Annotated in this window: 16 protein-coding genes; 10 read left to right on the top strand and 6 right to left on the bottom strand. The window is 65.1% G+C overall.

Annotated features, from left to right (window positions below):
* Window positions 1-30: 30 nt before the first annotated feature.
* Window positions 31-1,545: an MDR family MFS transporter gene (locus tag DPV79_RS19740; RefSeq protein WP_059813787.1), complete on the bottom strand. Its 1,515-nt coding sequence runs from the start codon at window positions 1,543-1,545 to the stop codon at window positions 31-33.
* 231 nt (window positions 1,546-1,776) lie between these two features.
* Between DPV79_RS19740 and DPV79_RS19735 the strand changes: the two genes are divergently transcribed.
* Window positions 1,777-3,336, top strand: coding sequence for a methyl-accepting chemotaxis protein (locus DPV79_RS19735; RefSeq protein WP_113046261.1), 1,560 nt, complete (start codon window positions 1,777-1,779; stop codon window positions 3,334-3,336).
* 54 nt (window positions 3,337-3,390) lie between these two features.
* Here the strand turns inward: DPV79_RS19735 and DPV79_RS19730 are convergent, their stop codons facing one another.
* From DPV79_RS19730 to DPV79_RS19715, 4 genes are all read right to left on the bottom strand, one after another.
* Window positions 3,391-3,627: a hypothetical protein gene (locus DPV79_RS19730; RefSeq protein WP_113046260.1), complete on the bottom strand. Its 237-nt coding sequence runs from the start codon at window positions 3,625-3,627 to the stop codon at window positions 3,391-3,393.
* Between the two features lie 91 nt (window positions 3,628-3,718).
* On the bottom strand, window positions 3,719-4,162 hold the full coding sequence (locus DPV79_RS19725; RefSeq protein WP_113046259.1) for a hypothetical protein: 444 nt from the start codon (window positions 4,160-4,162) through the stop codon (window positions 3,719-3,721).
* Between the two features lie 160 nt (window positions 4,163-4,322).
* Entirely contained in the window at window positions 4,323-5,990 is a 1,668-nt protein-coding gene (locus DPV79_RS19720; RefSeq protein WP_113046258.1) for an ATP-binding domain-containing protein, read from the bottom strand.
* Between the two features lie 126 nt (window positions 5,991-6,116).
* A complete protein-coding gene (locus DPV79_RS19715) occupies window positions 6,117-6,971 on the bottom strand; it encodes a helix-turn-helix domain-containing protein (RefSeq protein WP_006485970.1) in 855 nt (284 codons plus the stop codon).
* A 224-nt stretch (window positions 6,972-7,195) separates the two neighbouring features.
* Here DPV79_RS19715 and DPV79_RS19710 point away from each other — a divergent pair, with 224 nt between their 5' ends.
* Window positions 7,196-8,530 (top strand): NAD(P)/FAD-dependent oxidoreductase, encoded by a 1,335-nt coding sequence (locus DPV79_RS19710; protein ID WP_113046257.1) that lies wholly within the window; start codon window positions 7,196-7,198, stop codon window positions 8,528-8,530.
* Between the two features lie 82 nt (window positions 8,531-8,612).
* A complete protein-coding gene (locus tag DPV79_RS19705) occupies window positions 8,613-9,707 on the top strand; it encodes a potassium channel family protein (RefSeq protein WP_027789331.1) in 1,095 nt (364 codons plus the stop codon).
* A gap of 171 nt (window positions 9,708-9,878) precedes the next feature.
* On the opposite strand, the gene DPV79_RS19700 is transcribed toward DPV79_RS19705, so the two are convergent.
* The gene (locus tag DPV79_RS19700; protein WP_021156881.1) at window positions 9,879-10,808 is read right to left on the bottom strand and encodes a LysR family transcriptional regulator; all 930 of its coding nucleotides are present in this window, start codon (window positions 10,806-10,808) and stop codon (window positions 9,879-9,881) included.
* Between the two features lie 310 nt (window positions 10,809-11,118).
* Between DPV79_RS19700 and mdlC the strand changes: the two genes are divergently transcribed.
* The 7 genes from mdlC to DPV79_RS19665 all read left to right on the top strand — a co-directional run bounded on the left by mdlC (window position 11,119) and on the right by DPV79_RS19665 (window position 20,627).
* Window positions 11,119-12,708 (top strand): benzoylformate decarboxylase, encoded by a 1,590-nt coding sequence (gene mdlC / locus DPV79_RS19695; RefSeq protein WP_113046256.1) that lies wholly within the window; start codon window positions 11,119-11,121, stop codon window positions 12,706-12,708.
* 55 nt (window positions 12,709-12,763) lie between these two features.
* Complete coding sequence (locus DPV79_RS19690) at window positions 12,764-14,215, top strand: aldehyde dehydrogenase (protein WP_113046255.1); 1,452 nt, start codon at window positions 12,764-12,766, stop codon at window positions 14,213-14,215.
* 263 nt (window positions 14,216-14,478) lie between these two features.
* Entirely contained in the window at window positions 14,479-15,825 is a 1,347-nt protein-coding gene (locus tag DPV79_RS19685; RefSeq protein ID WP_113046254.1) for an MFS transporter, read from the top strand.
* 114 nt (window positions 15,826-15,939) lie between these two features.
* Window positions 15,940-17,112, top strand: a complete 1,173-nt coding sequence (locus tag DPV79_RS19680) for a 4-hydroxybenzoate 3-monooxygenase (RefSeq protein WP_113046253.1) — start codon at window positions 15,940-15,942, stop codon at window positions 17,110-17,112.
* A gap of 121 nt (window positions 17,113-17,233) precedes the next feature.
* Window positions 17,234-18,394 carry an alpha-hydroxy-acid oxidizing protein gene (locus DPV79_RS19675; RefSeq protein WP_081076231.1) on the top strand — a complete coding sequence of 387 codons (1,161 nt, stop codon included), beginning with the start codon at window positions 17,234-17,236 and terminating at the stop codon, window positions 18,392-18,394.
* A 68-nt stretch (window positions 18,395-18,462) separates the two neighbouring features.
* A complete protein-coding gene (locus DPV79_RS19670) occupies window positions 18,463-19,422 on the top strand; it encodes an AraC-like ligand-binding domain-containing protein (protein ID WP_162175278.1) in 960 nt (319 codons plus the stop codon).
* A gap of 152 nt (window positions 19,423-19,574) precedes the next feature.
* Entirely contained in the window at window positions 19,575-20,627 is a 1,053-nt protein-coding gene (locus DPV79_RS19665; RefSeq protein ID WP_113046251.1) for a carbon-nitrogen hydrolase family protein, read from the top strand.
* Window positions 20,628-20,724: the final 97 nt, after the last annotated feature.

Raw genomic sequence — 20,724 nt, 5'->3', positions numbered from 1 at the left:
CCGGCGGCTGCATCGCGGTTCACCGGCCAGTCAGTTGTGCTTGCGCAGCGGCGCATCCTCGACGAACCACGCGAGCACGAACGCGATCGCGATGACCGTCGCCGCCGCGAGATAGACGACGTGCAGCGAGCCGGCGAACGCATGCAGGTACGCGTCGCGCACGGCATCCGGCAACTGGTGCACGGCGGCCGGGCCGAGCGCGGGCGGCAGCTCCGTGCCGGCCGGCAGCGCAGCCATCACCCGCGACTGCAGCCCGTGCGAGAACAGCGCGCCGAACGCCGCGACGCCGAGCGAGCCGCCGATCGAGCGGAACAGCGTCGCACCCGACGTCGCGACGCCCATATGCCGGAATTCGACCGTGTTCTGCACGGCGAGCGTGAGCACGGGCATCACCATGCCGAGCCCGATCCCGAGCAGCGCCATGTACGCATACATCGTGTGCAGCGGCGTATCGAGCGTCAGTGTGGACAGCAGCGCCATCGCGACGCCGCCGGTCAGCGTGCCCAGGATCGGAAACATCCGGTACGAGCCGAGCCGCGAGATCAGCCGGCCGCTGACGACCGACGTCACGAGCATCCCGCCCATCATCGGCAACAGCTGCATCCCGGCCTGCGACGGCGTCGAACCCTTCACGACCTGCAGGTAAAGCGGAATGAACGTGACCGAGCCGAACAGCGCGATGCCGACGACGAAGCCGATCAGGCTGACCAGCACGAAGGTGCGATGGCGGAACAGTTCGAGCGGCATGATCGGCTCGGCCGCGAGCCGTTCTTCGTAAATGAAGCCGCCGATCGCGACGACGCCGAGCACGAGCGTCATCCACAGCTGCGGCGACGTCCACGGCAGCAGCGAGCCGCCTTCGCTCGTGAACAGGATCACGCAGGTGAGGGCGGTCGCGAGGAACGCGGCGCCCATGTAGTCGATCCGGTGCTTCACGTGCGCGGTGTGCGGGCGGAACGCGACGCCGATCACCGCGAGCGCGAGAAAGCCGAGCGGCAGGTTGATCGTGAAGATCCAGCGCCACGACAGGTGCTCGACCAGGAAGCCGCCGAGCAGCGGGCCGACGATCGTCGCGAGGCCGTACACGCCGCCGAACATCCCCTGATAGCGCGCGCGGCGATCGGGCGGCACCAGATCGCCGATCGCGGCCATCGTCACGACCATCAGGCCGCCGCCGCCGAGCCCCTGCAGCGCGCGCAGCACGATCAGCTGCGTCATGTCCTGCGCGACGCCGCACAGCGCGGAGCCGGCGAGGAACAGCACGATCGCGGCCTGCAGCACGATCTTGCGGCCGTACAGGTCGCCGAGCTTGCCGTACAACGGCAGCACGACGGTGGACGACAGCAGGTACGCGGTAACGACCCACGACAACTGGTCGAGCCCGCCGAGCTCGCCGACGATCGTCGGCAGCGCGGTCGACACGATCGTCTGGTCGAGCGCGGACAGCAGCATGACGAGCAGCAGCGCGGCGACGATCAGCCCGGTCGGCGCGTCGCGGCGGGCCGTTTCGGCGGCCGGCGGAGTGAGGAGGGTGTTGGTAGTCATCGATATATCTGCCATGGCAGGGAATTGGTTCGAACTATAACGATGGATAGTTGACCAGTCAATTTCTGCCCAGCCTCGATCTGTTGCAACGGTAACAGTAGATTGCCGACGCGAAAAATTGACCGGGATCAGCCGGAAAGCGGGGCCGGGCTCAAGTTTTTTGCAGGCAAACCGTAATACAGCGTGCTGCGGACCGATTGCCGCGGCACTTTTCACCGCTCACGTCCCGTCATGAACCTGAACGCCATGTTTTCCCGTTTCTCGATCCGCACGCGGATCTTCTCCACGCTCGGCCTTGTCGCCGTGCTGCTCGTCGTGTCGGGGCTGATCGGCCTCGCCGGCATGCAGAGCTCGAACCGCGCGCTCGACGAGGCCTATACGCAACAGCTGGCGGCGAAGACCGCGCTGTCGGCGGCCAGTCTCAACCTGACGATCGTGCGCACGACGCTCGACCGCGCGCTGCTGCACCCGGAAGCGCCGGACGTGCCCGATCTCGTCAAGAAGGCCGAGAGTTATCTCGCGAAGGCCGACACCGCGTGGCGCGGCTACGCGTCGATGCCGCACGACGGCGACGAAGGCCCGCTCGCGAGCCGCCTCGATGCCGCGCGCCAGGCGCTGATCGGGCAGGCGCTGAAGCCGATGATCGACGCGGTCCGCGACGGCCGCCGCGACGAGGCCGACCGGCTGCTGATGTCGGTCGCGCCGCCGCTGTCGGTTGCGCTCACGCAGGCGACCGATGCGCTCGATGCATACCAGGGCGCACGCGGCAAGGAGGTGTACGACACCGCGCAGACCTACTACGGCTGGATGCGTGCGGGCGCGATCGCGGGTATCGCGTTCGGTCTGGCCGCGTGCCTCGGCTGCGCGATCGGCCTGCATTACGCGATCACGCAGCCGGTGAACCGCCTGCTGTCGCATTTCCGCCGCCTGTCGGAAGGCGACCTGACGTCGGAAGTGCGCTGGTCGTCGCGCGACGAGATGGCCGAACTGGTCAACGGCGTGACCGGCATGCAGCGCAGCCTCGCGGACACCGTGCGCCAGGTCAGCCAGGGTTCCGAGGCGATCTCGACGGCGACGCACCAGATCGCGGCCGGCAACACCGACCTGTCGCAGCGTACCGAGGAACAGGCGTCCGCATTGCAGGAGACTGCCGCGAGCATGGAGCAGCTCACCGCGACCGTGAAGCAGAACGCGGACAACGCGGTGGAGGCGCAGGCCTGCGCGGACACCGCGAGCGAGATCGCCACGCGCGGCGCGACCGTGGTCGGCGAGGTGATCGGCACGATGAACGAGATCGACCAGAGTTCGCAGAAGGTCGCCGACATCATCGGCACGATCGAGGGGATCGCGTTCCAGACCAACATCCTCGCGCTGAATGCGGCGGTCGAAGCCGCGCGTGCCGGCGAGCAGGGCCGCGGCTTCGCGGTGGTCGCGGGCGAGGTGCGCACGCTCGCGCAACGCTCGGCGTCGGCGGCGAAGGAAATCCGCACGCTGATCGGCGAATCGGTCGAGCGCGTCGCGAACGGCTCGCGGCTCGTCGGCGTGGCCGGTACGACGATGCAGGACATCCAGCAGGCGATCGGCCGCGTGACGGGCATCATGACGGAGATCGCGGCCGCGTCGAACGAGCAGCGCGACGGGATCGAACAGGTGAACCGCGCGGTGTCGCAGATGGACCAGGTGTCGCAGCAGAACGCGGCGCTCGTCGAGCAGGCTGCGGCTGCGGCGGCTTCGCTGGAGGAACAGGCGGACGGGTTGCGTCGCGCGGTGGGGGCGTTCCGGGTGGCGTGAGCGACGGCGTGGCGTGGTGGCGGGTTTGTCGGTTGACGTAACCCGTCTCGCGGATCAGTCCGTGTGCTCGCGGATGATCCGGTCGAGCAGGTCGGGGAGGTTCGATGGCGCCTCTGAGCCCGTGAACGTACACACTTCGATGTGTCCGTCACGAAATACGTCCACCTCGACGCGCATTGCGACTATCGTCATCGAGACCAGCACGCTGTCGGGGCGGTTGCGGCTCAACGCGTAATGGATCTTCGCGGTACCGAGGCGGTCGAGCAGGTTGAATAGCGGATGTGTGGCCATGATCCGAAGCGTTGTTTACCGGTCCGATGTTGACATGCGCCTTGGCGCGATCGCCCAGGTGCTTCGCTTGCCACTTCATGCTGTCGCAAGTTCAAACCTCCGGTCCCAGGCTCAACCCGATCGCCTCGCACAGCACGGCGACTTCCGCGCCGCATGACGGCTCGAGTACGAACAACGCCTTTCGATTCACGTCGAAATCGGCCAGATATCGATCGAGCAGCGCCCCGTCGACGCTTGCCGCGTCGAAATCTTCCCGGCTGTTCATCCACTTCAGCCACTTGCATACGTCGGCCGCCGAAAACGCGTATGCAGGGGATATCAAAAGGCGTGACACAACGTTCTGTGCCGCAAAATCGATGACGCGTTGGGAGATGACGCCGGTGAAGCGAAACGTGCCGATGCCTCCGTCGGTTCGGCGGAACCGAAGCCGCAATTCCTGATCAGTCGGACGATGGTCAATGGTGACGAGTTCGGCATCGTGAAAGGTCGGCATGTTGTCGAGCCCGATCACGCTTTGGTAAGTCACGTTTCCCATGAATGAAATCCCCTGCCGGTGTATGTAATCCAGCGCTCTGTGCGTGTCGTTCGCGACGCTTGCGGCCGGCTCGTCCGTGTCTCGTCTTGGTTGGAACGTCAATGCGCCCGGAGAAACGGGATTGTTCCAGGTGGCTTGCCTGCCGAAATCTAAAGCGATTTCAACCCGCCGCGAGCTGCGCGGCCGCACGCGACGACGCGACGATCAGCAGCTTCATCGTCGCGCGCGTCGCACCGACGAACAGCTTGCGCGCGGCACGCGCGTCGAGCCTGTCGAAGTCGACCTCGGTGAGGATCACGCACGGCGCCGACTGGCCCTTGAAGCGGTAGATCGAATCGAGCAGCACGTCGCCTTCGCGATATTCCGGGTTGCCGAACAGGTCGTACTTGCCGGTGAAACTCTTGAGCCGGTGCGGGCCGAGCTGGTCGAGCGGCGCGAGCACCGAGCCTTCGCGGCCGCGATACGACAGCACCGCGATGTCCTGCTTGCGAAAGCCAAGCGACAGCGCGTGCGTGATCGCCCGCTTGGTCGCGTCGACGCAGGCTTCGGCCAACGCGTCTTGCGACGCACCTTCTTCCCCGTACGCCGACACCGACGGATCCGAACCGTCGAACGGGCTGCCTGAGCGCAGCTCGGCCGCGAGCGGCTCGACCCTGCCGACGATGTCGCGCACGAATTCGAGCAGGTCGCGCGGGCTCCGGTAGTTCGTGAGCGCCTTCAGCGTGACCCAGCCCGGCAGCGCGACGGGCTCGCGCATGTACAGGTTCTGCAGCGGATCTTCCAGCCACCACCATGCGCCGTCCGGCACCAGCAGGCGTTCCAGCGCGGCCGCCCACGGCGCATGGAAATCCTGTCCTTCATCGACGACCAGCACGTCGAAGCGCCAGCGTTCGGAAATGGGCGTTTGCGCGAAGCGCGCCTCGAGCCGTTCGAATTCGCCGGGCACCTGGAAGTCCGGCGTATATCCGCCGTCGCGCGCGACCCAGTCGCACAGCTGGTGGTAATTCGCGATCTTCGCGCCGGGCGGCGCGATGCGCGTGATGTAGTCGGCGAGCGGCCGGTTGAAGCACACGTAGAGCACGCGCTTGCCGGCCGCGACGGCATCGCGCATCGCCTGCACCGCGAGCTGCGTCTTGCCCGAGCCGGCCGTGCCGGTGACGCGCAGCCGGAACGGCGCGAATTCGAGCTGGCGCGCCCATGCGGCGAGCCCGCCCGACAGCCGCGTGACAAGCGTGCCGGCCTGCCCGACGAGCGCGCTCGTATCGGGCGTGAGCGCGAGCTCGTCCGCGAGGAAATGGTGGAGTTTCGGCGCGTTCGGAAAGTGCTCGTCGTCCTCGGGCAGGATCCGCAGGATCACCTGCGCGAGCTGCGCCTTGCGCGACGCGTCGACGATGCGGTCGGCCGCGACGCCGGCGATCGACGCGTCGCGGATCGAGTAGTCGGGGCAGTACAGCAGCGCCTCGACGCCGTAGACACCCGCGCCGAGCGCGGCCGTCAGGCGCCGGTGCAGCGTTTCCTGCGTGCGCGCGAGCTGGATCGGGACGTTGCGTTCCTTCTGCAGATAGACCTTCACGAGCCCCTTCGGCGTTTCACGCAGGAAGCCGGCTTTCTGCTCGATCAGCAGCACGCGGCCGGCCGGGCTCACGACGACGAACGCGGCCTCGCCGAACACCGAGAACGCCTGGTCGGCGCGCGTCCAGTGCACGCCGTGATACACGGTGTAGCCGTCGGGCAGCGCGTGTTCGAGGGCCGCGAGCGTTTCGCGCTCGCGTTCGGCCGCGCCGGTCGCGGCGAGGCTTTTCCAGTCGTCGGGGATGAGGCGGGCCATGGCGTTGGGCGGCGGATGCCGGCGTGGGCGTGAACGGGTGCGGCTATTGTACTGATCCACGACCCTGTTCACGACCGCCGTGCCGCGCGGACGATGGCCGTCCGGACAGGGAACGGCCCGGGGACGTTACCCGCGTGCGAGCCGTTTCGCGAGATCGGCGCTGAGGATCGCCATGCGCGCGGGTTTTTCGTAGCAGACGACGTCGAACGCGCGGATCACTTCGCTGATGTCGGCCTCGCTCGCGCGGCCGGTGAGCAGGTCGCCCGTCAGCACGAAGATCGGCGCGCCCGGGTTGTCGGACGTGCGCACTGCCTTGATCGCGGTGGCGGCCGTGCTGTCGTCGAACAGCCATTCGGTCAGGACCGCGTCGAACGCCTGGCCCTGCAGCGCGTCGACGAACGGCGCGAGGCCGTCGAATGCGGCCGTCGCGAAACCCTGGCGTTCGAGATAGCGGCACAGCTCGGTCGCGCTGACGCGATCGGGGTCGATCACCGCGACGACGAGCTTGTCGCTCTCCGCGCGGCGCGGATAGATCTCGATCTTGTGCACGTCGTACGCGTTCTGGTACAGCACGCCGGTGTGGCGCAGCACGCGCCAGCGGCCGTTCTGCTCATATGCGACGAATTCGGGGCGCGCGCCGGCTTCGAGCGGCGCGCCGATCCATGCGGTGCACGGAATCTCGGCGACGCCCGCATAAAGTACGGCCTCCTGCGAATACGCGCCGACCATGCCGGGGTCGAGCGTTTGCGCGCCGAACAGCTGGGCGGCGGGTTCGCCGTACGCTTCGGCGACTTTCTTGATCTGCGCGAGCGTCCAGGGGCTGCTGCCGCGCAGCTTACGATGGCCTTGCGAAAAGCTCAGGTCGAGGATGCGGCACAGCTCGGTGGTCTGCTGGCGCTTGCCGATGCCGTTGCGGGTCATCAGCTCGCGCACGCGCTCGGCAACCGCGAGGGAATCCGTGGTGATTGCTTCAGTGGTCATGCTACGGGAACGGATCGTGACGTTCAGAACGACGCCTTGCGGCAGTCTCGACGGACAGTCTTCGTGACGTCCAGGGGCGAGCCGACCGGCCACGCGCGGAAAAGATAACTTTACCGCAAAATGGTCGTTATTCAGCGTGGTGAAAGGTGCGTTTGTGTGAAAGGTGTGTCACGACGTTACCACCGCCGCCCGTATCCGGATGCATTAACCCCTGACAGGAAACAATGACGACCACCTATCCGCTGCACGATACCCTGACCCTTGGCGATTCGCCATTCCCGGCCGACGCCGACGTCGTGATCGCCGGCGCCGGCATCATGGGCTGCGCAGCCGCGTATTACCTGGGTCTGCGCGGCCTGAAGGCCGTCGTGCTCGACAAGTCGCGTATCGCCGGGCAGCAGTCGACACGGGCGTGGGGCTTCGTGCGGCAGCAGGGCCGCGAAGCTGCCGAGGTGCCGCTGATGATGGCCGGCATGCGGATCTGGGAAGCGTTAGAGGAAACCCTCGGTTTCGATCTCGAATGGCGGCAGGGCGGCTGTCTTTATATTGCGGACAACGAAACGGACTGGGCGTCGTTCAACGCTTGGCTCGCGGTCGCGCGCGAACACGGCCTCGACACGCGCACGCTGACGCGCGCGCAGATCGACGAGCGCGTCAGCGGCCTTTCGCCGCAGGCACGCACGCTCGGCGGGCTGTATACCGCGACCGACGGGCAGGCCGAGCCGCGCCGGGTGGCTGCCGCGTTCGCCGCGCGTGCCGTCGAGGCCGGCGCGCGCTTCTTCGAGGGTTGCGGCGTGACCGCGATCGAGACGGCCGGCGGCGCGGTGGTCGGCGTCGTGACCGAGCGCGGCACGATCCGCACGCGGCGCGTGATCTGCGCGGCGGGCGCGACCAGCTTCCGGCTGCTCGACGGCGTCGGCATCCGGCTGCCGCAGCAGGCCGTCCGCGGTACCTGCATGCGCACCAATGTGGTGCCGCCGGTGTCGGCATCGACGGTATGGGGGCACGGCCTCGGCATCCGGCAGCGCAAGAACGGCGCGATCAATCTCGCCGACGACATGCAGGTCGACGTCGACCTGACGCTCGGCCACCTGCGCGGGTTGAGCCTGTTCTGGCCGGAGTTCTGGTCGCAGCGCGACAAATTCCGGCTGCACGTGAACGGGGCTGCCTGGCGCGATGCGCTTGCGCGCATCAACGGTGCGATCGGGCCGATCGAGCCGCGCGATCCGCAGCCGCAGCCGAATCGCGCGCATGCGCCGCGTGCACTCGCGAAACTCAAGACGATCTTCCCCGCGCTGAAGGACGCGCAGATCGTCGAGGCCTGGGCCGGCCTGATCGACGTGCTGCCCGACGGCATTCCGGTGATCGACGCGCCGGGTACGCCGTCCGGGCTCGCGATTGCGACGGGGTTCTGCGGCCACGGTTTCGCGATGGGGCCGATCGTCGGGCGGCTGCTTGCCGAATGGATCGACACCGGCGCGCCGTCGCTCGACCTGTCGGCATTTCGCGCGCAGCGCTTCGTCGACGGGACGATGGTGCGGCCGCGCAGCATGCTGTAACGGACGAATCGATGCGATGACGTCGGCCGGTCGCGGCCGACCCATCGTAGAATCGAGCCCGCATCCTTCAGGAGATTCCCCGTTGGCATCGCCCTCCGCCCAGCGCCGCTCGTTGCGCTCACGCCTGCGTCGCGCGCGCAACCCGTGGCAGGCGCCGCGCGCGCGCACGCTGTTCACGCGTCGCGCGACGTCGCCGCGCCGCACGCTGCTGTTCCGTCTCGGCGCGGTCGCGCTGCTGTGCACGCTCGCGTTCCTCGTGCTGTATCTCGATCGCGACGGGTTGCGCGATTCGACCAAGAGCACGCCGATGACCGTCGCCGATCTTGTGTACTTCACGATGGTCACGGTCGCGACGGTCGGCTACGGCGACATCGTGCCCGTCACCGCACGGGCGCGTCTCATCGATGCGTTCTTCATCGTGCCGATCCGCATCGTCATCTGGTTCATTTTCCTGGGCACGGCCTATCAGTTCGTGATCCAGCGCGTCGTCGAGGAATTCCGCATGAAACGCCTGCAAAAGCAATTGTCCGATCACATCGTCGTATGCGGTTATGGCCTGTCGGGCTCGATCGCGGTGCGCGAATTGCTCGAGAGCGGTGTCGATCCGGCGACGGTCATCGTGATCGATTCGCAGCAGCAGGCGCTCGAGGCCGCGACGTCGCTCGGCGTGACGGGGCTGCTCGGCGATCCCGCGCACGAGGATCTGCTGCAGCAGGCGCAGGTGCGTTCGGCGAAGGCGGTGATCATTTCGGTGACCGACGATCCGACCGCGATCCTGCTGACGCTGTCGGTGCGCAGCATCGCGCCCGATACGAAGATCGTCGTCCGGATCCAGGAGAACCTGTACCAGCGGCAACTGCGGCAGGCGGGCGCCGACGTGATCGTGTCGTCGACGAAGATCGGCGCGCTGCTGCTCGCGGACGCCGTGCATAGCCGCTATATCGTGCCGTTCGTGAACGACATGCTGTCGACGCGCGGGCGCGCGACGCTGCTGGAGCGCGAGGCGATGCCGCAAGAGGTCGGCTGCATGACGAACGTCGTGCCGGGTGCGATCGTCGTCGGCCTCGATCGGTGCGGGAAGATTTTTTCGTTCTACGAGGATCCGCCTTGCAGGATCGAGGCAGGGGATACGCTGGTTGTGATTCAGTCGGCGCGGATTCCGGATCCGGATGTTTGATGCTTGAACCAATGCATTTTCATCAGGATTCCCTGGGTGGCGACTGCTGGCGACGGCGCATCAACGCGCAAACGCGGGGCCAGACCCGGGCTGACTTCAGTTGACCAAGGCGGGGTGTGCGTCGGGTCATGCCAAAACGCACGAATCGCGGGCACGCCCGATTCACGGCCATCAAGACAGGCTTTGCCCGTCCTTGCGCAAAGATCCCGTCAGGTGACGCAATTCGTCCAGCAGCTTGACGGCGGGCGCGGGTAGCGTGCCACGCCGGCGCCGGAATGCCGTCAGAGTGCGTTGCGCGTCCAGGCCTTCGATGTCCAGCGCGTCAATGACGCCAGCCTTGCTTTCGGTGTCGTACATCGGCTCGGCCATCCATGAGACGAAGCCGCATCGTGCTACCAGGCTTTTGAGCACGGTCACCGAACGGGTCTCGACTGCAATGGCCGGCATCGGCAGACCGCGGGCCCTGAAGGTCTCCTGCATGTGGGCATAAGGTCCGGTGCCCTTGGGTGTGAGTGCCCACCGTTGTGTCAGTGTGTCTTCGAGCCGCAGACCGCGCGTCGAGCGCAACGGATGATCGGTCGCCGCGACCACGAAACTCCGGTCGGTCCATGAACAATCGGAGAGCGCAGCGACCTCGTCGGTTTCGATTCCCGAGGTGCAGAGCGCCAGGTCGATCTCGTAAGCGAGCAAACCCTCGACGAGACGATCCCACACGCCTTCGATCACCTCGACGCGCAGGTTGGGCCATTTCTCGAGCACGCACGCGATGGCCATCGGCAGCACGAGGCTCGCGATGCTGCCCACCGCGCCCACCTTGATGACGCCTTTCGCGAGGCCGCGCATCGCGTCCAGTTCCTCGCGCGCCTGTTCGGCTTCCCGTTGCAGCAACATGGCATGCGGCATCAATGCCTCGCCCAGCGCGGTCAGCTGCATCCCTTTCGTGTGGCGCTCGAACAGCGGCGCCCCGACCGATTCCTCGAGCCGCTTGATCGATCTGCTCAGCGCGGGCTGGGTCATGTCGAGCAGCGTCGCGGCTCGTCCCAGGCTACCGGCGGACACGATCGTCGTGAACATCGTCAACTGCTGCAGATTGAAACTCATCGCGGCGAACCTGATTGAAAGGGAATAAAGGGGGGCGAGCAGGGTCCCGAGTTGGACGGCGCTAGGTGTCTTCCCTGAAAGGCACTGCCGCGTACGCTCGCGGCGGCTGCCGGAAAACCGGTGCTGGCGGCGCTCAGCCCCGCCCGGTAAGGCTTCCGGCCTGAATGGGCCCGTCAGGCCACTCGGTGATGCCATGCTTAAATGTAATGACTTTGAGCATTATTGGCAATTTTCAAACAAGGTATCGAATCCCATACTGCGGCTCATCCAATCACCGCCAGCCCGAATGGCTAACCGCAGAGGATTCGAGATGCAACGAAACACAAGTGGGCAGCCGACCGTTCGCGATGCCGTCGTGGACTTGATGCGGCGCCTCGGCATGACGTCCGTGTTTGCCAATCCCGGCTCGACCGAACTGCCCATGTTCCGCGACTTCCCGGAGGATTTCCGGTACGTGCTGGGCCTGCAGGAAGCGGTCGTGGTCGGCATGGCGGACGGGTATGCCCAGGCGACCGGCAATGCCGCGCTGGTCAACCTGCATTCGGCGGCCGGCGTCGGCAACGCGATGGGCAACATCTTCACGGCGTTCAAGAACCGCACGCCGCTGATCGTGACCGCCGGCCAGCAGGCCCGCTCGATCCTGCCGTTCGACCCGTTTCTGTCGGCATCGCAGGCAACAGAGTTGCCGCGCCCCTACGTGAAATGGAGCATCGAACCGGCTCGTGCCGCCGATGTGCCGCTGGCGCTCGCCCGTGCGTACCACGTGGCGATGCAGGAGCCGCGTGGTCCGGTGTTCGTTTCCATTCCGGTCGACGACTGGGATCAACCGGCCGACTTCGTCGAGGCGACACGGGTCAGCACCCGGTCCCGCCCCGATCCGGAACGGATCGCGGAGATCGGCGATGCGCTGGATCACTGCCAGCGGCCGGCCCTCGTCGTCGGCGCGGAACTCGATCGTGCCGATGCGTGGAGCGAGGTTATCCAGCTTGCCGAGCGCCACAACGCGCGGGTTTATGTTGCGCCGATGTCGTCGCGCTGCAGCTTCCCTGAAGATCATCGGCTCTTCGCCGGATTCCTTCCGGCGATGCGCGAAAAAATCGTCCGGATTCTGCACGGGCATGACCTGATCTTCGTCGTCGGGGCGCCGGCGTTTGCGTATCACGTCGAAGGCAGTGGGCCGCATGTGCCTGACGGTGCGGCGTTGTACCAGCTCATCGACGATCCGGCCACCGCCGCGTGGACGCCGGTCGGCACGTCGGTGGTGGCGAACATTCGCCTGGGGCTCGCGGACCTGCTCGCCCGTCCGGCGCCGCGAGGCCGGCCGCTGCCGGCGCCTCGCGAGGCCGTCGAGCGCGCCGAGCCCTCCGCGGTCATGTCGGTCGCCTATGCGTTGCAGACGCTGTCCGAGGTCCGCCGCGCTACCGATATCGTGGTCGAGGAGGCGCCCAGTTCGCGCCCCGTCATGCAACGTTATCTGCCGTTCACGCGCAGTCAGACGTTCTACACGATGGCAAGCGGCGGTTTGGGCTACGGCATGCCCGCCGCGGTGGGCGTCGCGTTGGCCAGACCCGGCAGCCGCGTGATCGGCCTCATCGGCGACGGCTCGGCGATGTATTCGCCGCAAGCGATCTATAGCGCGGTCCAGCTCGATCTTCCGATCACATTCGTGATCCTGAATAACTCGCGCTACGCCGCCTTGCAGGAATTCGCGCCCGTGTTCGGCTTCGCCGCATCGGATCCGGTACAGGGCACCGACCTGCCAGGGCTGGATTTCGTTTCCCTGGCCAACAGCATGGGGTGCGAAGGCGTTCGAGTGAGCGACGCGCTGTCGCTGAAGCCCGCGCTGGAAGACGCGTTGTCTTCGGGAAAAACACGCGTCGTCGAAATTGTCGTGGCCTGACCGCGAGCCGGTGATTCGGCAGGCCGGTTTTTCAAGAATATTCCAGGAGACGGTAATGAATCAGGTAACGATGTTGATCAACGGCGAGCGTGCGATGGCTCGCGACGGCACGACATTCGAGCGCCGCAACCCGCTCGACGACACGGTTGCCTCGACGGCGCCGGCCGCGACTGTCGCCGATGCACAAGCGGCAGTGCATGCGGCGGCCGCCGCGTTTCCCGCATGGTCGGCGATGGGCCCCGGCGAGCGACGCGCTCTACTGAATCGGGCCGCGGATGCGCTCGAAGAAAAAGGCGACGCGTTCGCGATGGCAATGGCAACCGAAACGGGTGCGTCCCGCCTGTGGGCGGATTTCAACGTCAAGCTTGCGGCCGACGGGCTGCGCGAAGCGGCTGCGATGATCACGCAGATTTCGGGCGAAGTGATTCCGTCCGATGTGCCCGGCAGTCTCGCACTGGGCGTTCGGCAGGCCGCCGGCGTCGTGCTCGGGATCGCGCCGTGGAACGCGCCCGTCATCCTGGGCGTGCGTGCGGTTGCGTTGCCGCTGGCGTGCGGCAATACCGTCGTGCTCAAGGGTTCCGAAATTTGCCCCGCGACCCACGGCCTCATCATCGAGGCATTGCAGGACGCGGGACTGCCGCGTGGCGTCGTGAACTTCGTCACGAACGCGCCGGCGAATGCCGGCGACATTGTCGAAGCGCTGATTGCCGAGCCTGCGGTCAGACGGGTGAACTTCACGGGTTCGACGCGCGTCGGCCGCGTCATCGCGACCCAGTGCGCGAAGTATCTGAAGCCTTCGGTACTTGAACTCGGCGGAAAGGCGCCGTTTCTGGTGCTTCACGATGGCGATCTCGACGCCGCCGTGCAAGGCGCGGCATTCGGCGCGTTCGCCAATTCCGGCCAGATCTGCATGTCCACCGAACGCATCGTCGTCGACACGGCGATCGCCGATGAATTCGTCGCGCGTCTGGCCGAGAAGGCGAAGAGCCTGCCGCTTGGCGATCCGAGAAAGGGCCCGGCCGTCCTCGGCTCCGTCGTGGACATGGCGACCGTCAGGCGATGCAACGACCTGATCGACGACGCGCTGGCGAAAGGCGCGACCCTGGTGTGCGGCGGGAAATCCGAGACCACGCTGATGCCGGCCACGTTGCTCGATCATGTGACGGCGGACATGCATATCTACCGGGAGGAGTCGTTCGGGCCAGTCAAGGCGATCGTCCGCGTCGATGGAGACGACGAGGCCATCGCATGCGCAAACAACAATGAATATGGTCTGTCGGCGGCGGTCTTCAGCCGTGATGTCGCGCGGGCGTTGACGGTAGCGAAGCGGATCGAGTCCGGGCTTTGCCACGTCAACGGGCCGACGGTTCACGACGAGGCGCAGATGCCGTTTGGCGGGATGAAGTCCAGTGGTTTCGGGCATTTCGGCGGCAAAGCCGGAGTCGCGGAATTTACCGATTTGCGCTGGATCACCGTGCAAACGACGCCTCGTCACTATCCGTTCTGATCGTTGCCGCGGTCAGCGCGCGTGATGCTCGCCATGGATGCGATGGGCTTCCGGATGGTGGGCACGAACACAATAACAACCCGATACCGTTGAGATGCCTTCGCTCCTGGAACGACGAGCGATCGGCTTAAGGAGACTGCAATGCCTGTCATCAATTTCGAGTCGTCGCTCGATCGCACCTGGTTCGAGTCCGACCGTCACGTCGGAAAACCAATTGCTCAGGACTGCGATTCGGACGTCGCCGGCCGGGCCGGGAGCGCGAAATGAACGATCGTAATCCGCGTCTGCCGACCGTAGACATCGGCCGCACCCTCGACGACGGGCTGTTCTCGGCGTTCCAGCGAATGGTCGTCCTGCTCGCCGCACTTGCGATCGTGATGGATGGATTCGATGGGCAACTCATCGGGTTCGCCATTCCCAGCCTGATCAAGGAATGGGGCATCACGCGCAACGCATTTGCGCCCGCCGTTGCCGCCGGCCTCGTCGGCATGGGCATCGGCAGCGCGTTCGCCGGGCTGTTCGCGGACAGGTTCGGTCGGCGCTGGGCGATCATCGGGAGCGTGCTGGTATTTGGCCTGGCGACGAGCTCGATCGCGCTGTCGCCGGACGTCACGACCATTGCGATCCTGCGCTTTTTCGCGGGATTGGGTATCGGCGGCGCACTGCCGAGCGCGACGACCATGACGGCGGAATTTACGCCTGCTCGCCGGCGGACGCTCGCCGTGACCGCAACCATCGTGTGCGTACCGCTGGGGGGCATGCTTGCGGGGCTGTTCGCGAGCGTCGTGCTTCCGCATTACGGCTGGCGCGGGCTCTTTCTGATTGGCGGCACGCTTCCCGTCGCACTGGCGCTCCTGCTGTATTTCGTCATGCCGGAATCGCCACGTTATCTTGCGCGTCATCAGGAACGCTGGAACGAACTGCGTCACCTGTTGACCCGCATGTCCCGCTCGGTTCAGCCGGACGCCGTGTTCGCCGATCAGAAGGAACAGAAGGCGGTACAGCGTCCAGGCTTTCGTGCGCTGTTCGCGGACGGTCAAGGCCGCGACACGATTGCAATCTGGGTCGCTTTCTTCATGAACCTGATCGCGGTCTACAGCGCATTCAGCTGGCTGCCGACGATGCTTGCAGGGGAGGGGCTCAGCCCTTCGGTGGCGGGTTCGGGTCTTACCGCCTACAACCTCGGCGGCGTATTCGGCGCAATAAGCTGCGCGGTGGCAATCGGTCGGTTCGGATCACGCTGGCCTTTGCTCGTCTGTTGCCTGATGGCGTCCGCGAGCGCGCTTTTCCTGCGCGGTCTCGACGTCTCTGCCCACACGACGTTGCTCGTGTTCGGAATCGGGTTGCACGGCCTCTTCGTGAACGCGGTTCAGTCGACGATGTATGCCCTTTGCGCGTATGTCTATCCCACCGAGATTCGCGCGACCGGGACCGCATCCGCGCTCGCGTTTGGGCGGCTCGGCGCGATTCTCAGCGCGTTCGCGGGGGCCTTCGTGATCACGCAGGGTGGAGCGTCTGCGTACCTGGGCATGCTGGGCGCCGCGATGGCGATGGTGTTCATCTGCCTGATGATCGTGCATCGCCATATTCCGCCCATCAAGGGCGCTTGAGATCAGTGTCGAGGGTGACGTTTGTCACGCGCTCCGCGCAGAGCACGTAACGATGTCGCTCATGTTGAACCGAATGACGGAAAACGTCCGACAGTACCTTCAGTTGGAGATAGCATGCGCACTCAAGTAGGCATTATTGGCGCCGGTCCTGCCGGCCTCCTTCTTTCTCATCTTTTGCATCTGAAAGGTATCGAGTCTGTCGTGCTCGAAACCCGCCGACGCGAGCAGATCGAATCGACGATCAGGGCGGGTGTACTCGAGCAGGGGACGATGGACCTGCTTGAAGCGTCCGGTGTCGGTGAGCGTATGAAGGCAGAAGGAGCGTTGCATCACGGCTTTGAACTCGCCTTCGACGGAAAGCGGCGGCGCATCGACCTCAAGGCGTTGACCGGGCGGGCCATCACCGTCTATGCGCAGCACGAAGTCATCAAGGATCTGGTGGCGGCTCGCGTTGCCGCGGGCGGCTCTATCCTGTTTGGTGTCGCGGATGTCTCGCTTCACGACATCGACACGTCGGCCCCGTCGATACGGTTCGTGCATCAAGGGCAATCGCATACGCTGGACTGTGATTTCGTGATCGGATGCGACGGTTCGCAAGGGGTGTCCCGTTCGGCGATTCCCGAGAGCGTTCGCCGCGATTTCGAGCGCGTCTATCCGTTCGGTTGGTTCGGCATTCTGGTCGAAGGTGCGCCGTCTGCGGACGAGCTGATCTATGCACGTCATGATCGTGGTTTTGCATTGGTCAGTACCCGTTCGCCGACAGTTCAGCGCATGTATTTCCAGTGCGACCCGAAAGATTCAGTCGACAACTGGTCCGACGACCGGATCTGGGCCGAAATGCACGCACGTGTCGACTCCGCCGATGGTCAATGCGTTGTCGACGGGAAGATTATTCAGAAGAATATCGTCGGCATGAGGAGCTTCGTCTCGACGACGATGCAGCACGGCCGACTGTTTCTTGCCGGCGACGCCGCTCATATCGTTCCTCCTACCGGAGCAAAAGGTCTCAACCTGGCAGTCTCCGACGTACGGATCCTGAGCAGCGGACTCGACGCGTATTACCGGACCGGCGATGAAGCGCAACTCGCTTCGTACAGTGAGCTTGCGCTGAAGCGGATCTGGCGCGCCGAGCATTTCTCCTACTGGATGACCCGCATGATGCATCGCCTCGACGATGCCTCGCCGTTCGAACAGCAGTTGCAGGTTGCCGAGCTCGAGCATGTGACCACGTCCGAGACTGCGGCGAGGTCCATGGCGGAAAACTATGTCGGTAGCGTCGTCGTCTAGCTTTCGACTTTGCGTCGTTACTCGGCATTCGGCATCGAACGGCCAAGAGAGACGCGCGAAACCGGCGTGCAGCGCGCCTCGAACTTTTCGCATCACGATTCAATCTGACAGTACCTCAATCATGACAACAGGATTTCCCGGCATTTTCTCCGTCAGCGACTATCGTGACGCAGCCAGACGGCGGCTGCCACGCATGGTGTTCGACTATCTGGAAGGCGCGGCGGACGATGAGTCGGGATTGACGCATAACCGTTCGGCGTTCGACGGATTGCAGTTGTTGCCGCGCCGGCTGTCGGATGTCAGCACGCGAGCGCAGTCGATGACGCTCTTGGGCCGCCGGATTCCATTACCGCTGGTAATCGCGCCGACGGGCCTCAACAGCGCGTTCTGGCCCAAGGGCGACCTCGCGCTTGCGCGCGCGGCGGGCAAGGCCGGTATTCCGTTTGCGCTATCGACGGCTTCCAACATGTCCATCGAAGAGGTGGCAAAGGGGGCCGACGGAGAACTGTGGTTCCAACTGTACGTCGTTCATCGCAACCTCGCGAAGAGCCTGGTCAATCGTGCCCGCTCGGCGCGTTATTCGACCCTGATCCTTACCACCGATGTCGCGGTCAACGGCTTTCGCCGACGCGATCTTCGCAACGGCTTTGCGATGCCGTTCAAGGCCAGTGCACGTGCGGTCGTCGACGGACTGTCGCACCCGCGCTGGCTTTGGTCTTACCTGATGAACGGCATGCCGGAGCTGAGGAATTTCGCGACGGACGATGCATCGGACACGGCCTCGCAGGCCGCGATCCTGCGCCGGCAGATGGATGCGAGTTTCGGTTGGGACGACCTGCGCCGTCTGCGGGACGAATGGCCGGGCAAACTCCTCGTCAAGGGCATCGTGACGGCCGACGATGCCGCGCGGTGTGTCGCGCTCGGCGCGGACGGCGTCATCGTTTCGAACCACGGCGGCAGGCAACTCGCCGACCTGCCGGCGACAGCCGACGTGCTGCCGGACATCGTCGAGCGCATCGCGGGCGCGACGGTCATGCTCGACAGCGGCATACGGACGGGGGCCGACGTCGTCAAGGCGATCGCGCTGGGGGCCCAAGCCGTGATGCTGGGGCGCGCTACGTTATACGGGTTGGCGGCCAGAGGGGAAGCCGGCGTGAGCGACGTCATCGAGATGATCAAACGGGAAACGGACCGGACGCTTGCCCTCATCGGTTGTCGCTCGGTGGAGGCGCTCGATCGCAGCTACGTTTCGAAGCGGCCGTCCCGGGGTATTGCGCATTGACGCCGGATTTTGGATGCGCAATGGTCCGGGATAACGCTCTCGCGTGTCTGCCACCGGAACCTCGTGCCATGAATCAAGTGACGACCACGGATCATTACCATCGTGACGACAGGCTTCTGGCATGGTCGGATCAGGTTCGGGCCAGTTGCGTCCCGATGGTTTTCAGGACCGAATCCGGGCAGGGATTTCATGGCGAGATTTCCAGCGTGGACACCGACGGCGTGTGTGTGTCGCGGATCTCGGCGGTCGATCACGTCGCGGCACATGACTGGGACGAAGTGCGGCGCACGGCGGACGACTACCTGCTCGTGTCGATCCAGACCGAAGGGCGAGGCGCGATCGAGCAGGATGCCCGCACCGCGTTCGTCGGCCCCGACGACATGGTGCTGTTCGATTCGTCGCGCAGTTTCGTCTGGCATTTCTCCGGACAACATTACACGATCCGCTTTCCCCGCAAGGCACTGGAGAAATGGGTGCCGTGCGGCCGGCAGCACACCGCGGTGAGGATTCCCGCGGCCACCGGGGTACGCCGGATCGCGGCGGACCATATCGCGTCCCTGCACCGGGCGCTTTCGGCGGACGAAGGCGCCATGACCGGTTGCGAGCGGCTTGGCGATGTGTCCGCGAACCTGGTCGCGCTGGCGTTGGCGGATTATTTCAACACGGTTTCGCTGCCCAAATCCAACGTGAAAGAGATGCATCTGCTTCGCGCACGTGCGTTGATCCATGACCGTATTCGCGAACCGGAACTCGGACCCGAACAGATCGCCGACGAACTGGGGGTATCGAGCCGTTATCTTTACCGGCTGTTCGCCGAGGTCGGAGAGTCGATCGGCGAGATCATCTCTACGGCCCGACTCGACGGATGCGGCGAGTGGCTTCGGCAACGCGCGTACGCCAACCGCTCGATTACCGATATTGCGATGGCTTGGGGTTTCAATAATGCATCGCATTTCAGTCGCACGTTTCGACGTCGCTTCGGCATGTCCGCGCGCGACTACCGTGCGACGCATCGCGACGTTGGTTGAATCGCCCCTGAGCGGGCCGCGCGGTAATCCCGCCGGCTGGCAGCATAAGTAAAAATCCTGTTCTGTCAGAGTCAAGCGTCCGCCATATTGGCCCCGGACACTTCCTCTACAACGTTGCGGGCGTCCCGTCCCGCGAGTCGTGGAGGAGTATCTTGGCTCTCAACCATCCCCAATATAAGGCGGCTGTCGTGCAGGCCGCCCCGGCGTTCCTCGATCTTCAGGCCGGAATCGAAAAGTCCATCCGCCTGATTGAAGAGGCGGCGCAGGCCGGCGCCGCCCTGATCGCCTTTCCCGAAGTGTGGCTGCCCGGCTACCCGTTCTACATCTGGCTCGGCACCCCGGCCTGGTATATGAGCAAGGGCTATGTTCAGCGCTACTTCGACAATTCGCTGAGCTACGACAGTCAGGAAGCCGATGCGCTGAGGGACGCAGCGAGGAAAAACCGCATCACGGTCGTGATGGGCCTCTCGGAGCGCAAGGGCCATTCGTTGTATATCTCCCAATGGATCATCGGCCCCGACGGCGAAACCCTGCTGCAACGACAGAAACTCAAGCCCACCCACCTCGAACGGACGGTTTTCGGTGACGGGGAGGGCAGCGGCCTGACCGTGATCGACAGTCCGTTGGGCAAGCTCGGCGCGCTGTGTTGTGCCGAACACGTGCAGCCTTTGACCAAAGCCGCCATGTACGCGCAAGGCGAACAGGTCCACGTTGCCGCGTGGCCGAGCTTTTCCCTCTATGAATTCGCCAGCGCATTGAGCTACCAGGTGAACAACGCGGTTTCGCGGACCTATGCCGTCGAAGGCGGATGCTTCGTCCTCGCGCCGTCGACAGTCGTCACCGAGGAGATGGTCGAGCATCTTTGCGACACCGAGGACAAACGTCAGCTGTTGCGGGCGGGCGGTGGCCATAGCGTTGGCTACGGGCCCGACGGGGCGGAGCTGTTCGACAAGATCGACGAAACCGCGGAAGGCCTGCTCTACGCCAATATCGATCTCGGCACGCAATCGCTGTCGAAGTGCGTTTTCGATCCTGTGGGGCATTACTCGCGGCCCGACGTGCTGCGATTGCTGATCGACCGGCGACCGCGCCCCCCTGTCGCCGAGATACTCGACAGAACGCCGGCGGAGACGGCCGCCGATGATCCCGCTTCATCGGACGGCGGCTGCCCGTCCGGGTTGGCGGGAAGCGGCGGAGATCGGTAGCGGGACCATCGGGCTCGCCATGTCGTTCCATGGCGGGCCGGTCGGAGGGGTTCGTTTCGCGGCCGGGTAGGCCTGGCGGTTTTTCTTCGAAACAACG

Origin of the sequence: Burkholderia reimsis (genome assembly GCF_003294055.1) — a bacterium.
Taxonomy (GTDB): Bacteria; Pseudomonadota; Gammaproteobacteria; order Burkholderiales; family Burkholderiaceae; genus Burkholderia; species Burkholderia cepacia.
Note: the sequence above shows the minus strand (reverse complement) of the source record. Positions and strands in the feature narration are given on the sequence as shown.

What these genes read in the sequence shown, in the direction of transcription:
- DPV79_RS19740 (WP_059813787.1), bottom strand. Translation starts at nt 1,545, where the DNA reads ATGACTACCAACACCCTCCTCACTCCGCCGGCCGCCGAAACGGCCCGC.
- DPV79_RS19735 (WP_113046261.1), top strand. Translation starts at nt 1,777, where the DNA reads ATGAACCTGAACGCCATGTTTTCCCGTTTCTCGATCCGCACGCGGATC.
- DPV79_RS19730 (WP_113046260.1), bottom strand. Translation starts at nt 3,627, where the DNA reads ATGGCCACACATCCGCTATTCAACCTGCTCGACCGCCTCGGTACCGCG.
- DPV79_RS19725 (WP_113046259.1), bottom strand. Translation starts at nt 4,162, where the DNA reads ATGGGAAACGTGACTTACCAAAGCGTGATCGGGCTCGACAACATGCCG.
- DPV79_RS19720 (WP_113046258.1), bottom strand. Translation starts at nt 5,990, where the DNA reads ATGGCCCGCCTCATCCCCGACGACTGGAAAAGCCTCGCCGCGACCGGC.
- DPV79_RS19715 (WP_006485970.1), bottom strand. Translation starts at nt 6,971, where the DNA reads ATGACCACTGAAGCAATCACCACGGATTCCCTCGCGGTTGCCGAGCGC.
- DPV79_RS19710 (WP_113046257.1), top strand. Translation starts at nt 7,196, where the DNA reads ATGACGACCACCTATCCGCTGCACGATACCCTGACCCTTGGCGATTCG.
- DPV79_RS19700 (WP_021156881.1), bottom strand. Translation starts at nt 10,808, where the DNA reads ATGAGTTTCAATCTGCAGCAGTTGACGATGTTCACGACGATCGTGTCC.
- mdlC (WP_113046256.1), top strand. Translation starts at nt 11,119, where the DNA reads ATGCAACGAAACACAAGTGGGCAGCCGACCGTTCGCGATGCCGTCGTG.
- DPV79_RS19690 (WP_113046255.1), top strand. Translation starts at nt 12,764, where the DNA reads ATGAATCAGGTAACGATGTTGATCAACGGCGAGCGTGCGATGGCTCGC.
- DPV79_RS19685 (WP_113046254.1), top strand. Translation starts at nt 14,479, where the DNA reads ATGAACGATCGTAATCCGCGTCTGCCGACCGTAGACATCGGCCGCACC.
- DPV79_RS19680 (WP_113046253.1), top strand. Translation starts at nt 15,940, where the DNA reads ATGCGCACTCAAGTAGGCATTATTGGCGCCGGTCCTGCCGGCCTCCTT.
- DPV79_RS19675 (WP_081076231.1), top strand. Translation starts at nt 17,234, where the DNA reads ATGACAACAGGATTTCCCGGCATTTTCTCCGTCAGCGACTATCGTGAC.
- DPV79_RS19670 (WP_162175278.1), top strand. Translation starts at nt 18,463, where the DNA reads ATGAATCAAGTGACGACCACGGATCATTACCATCGTGACGACAGGCTT.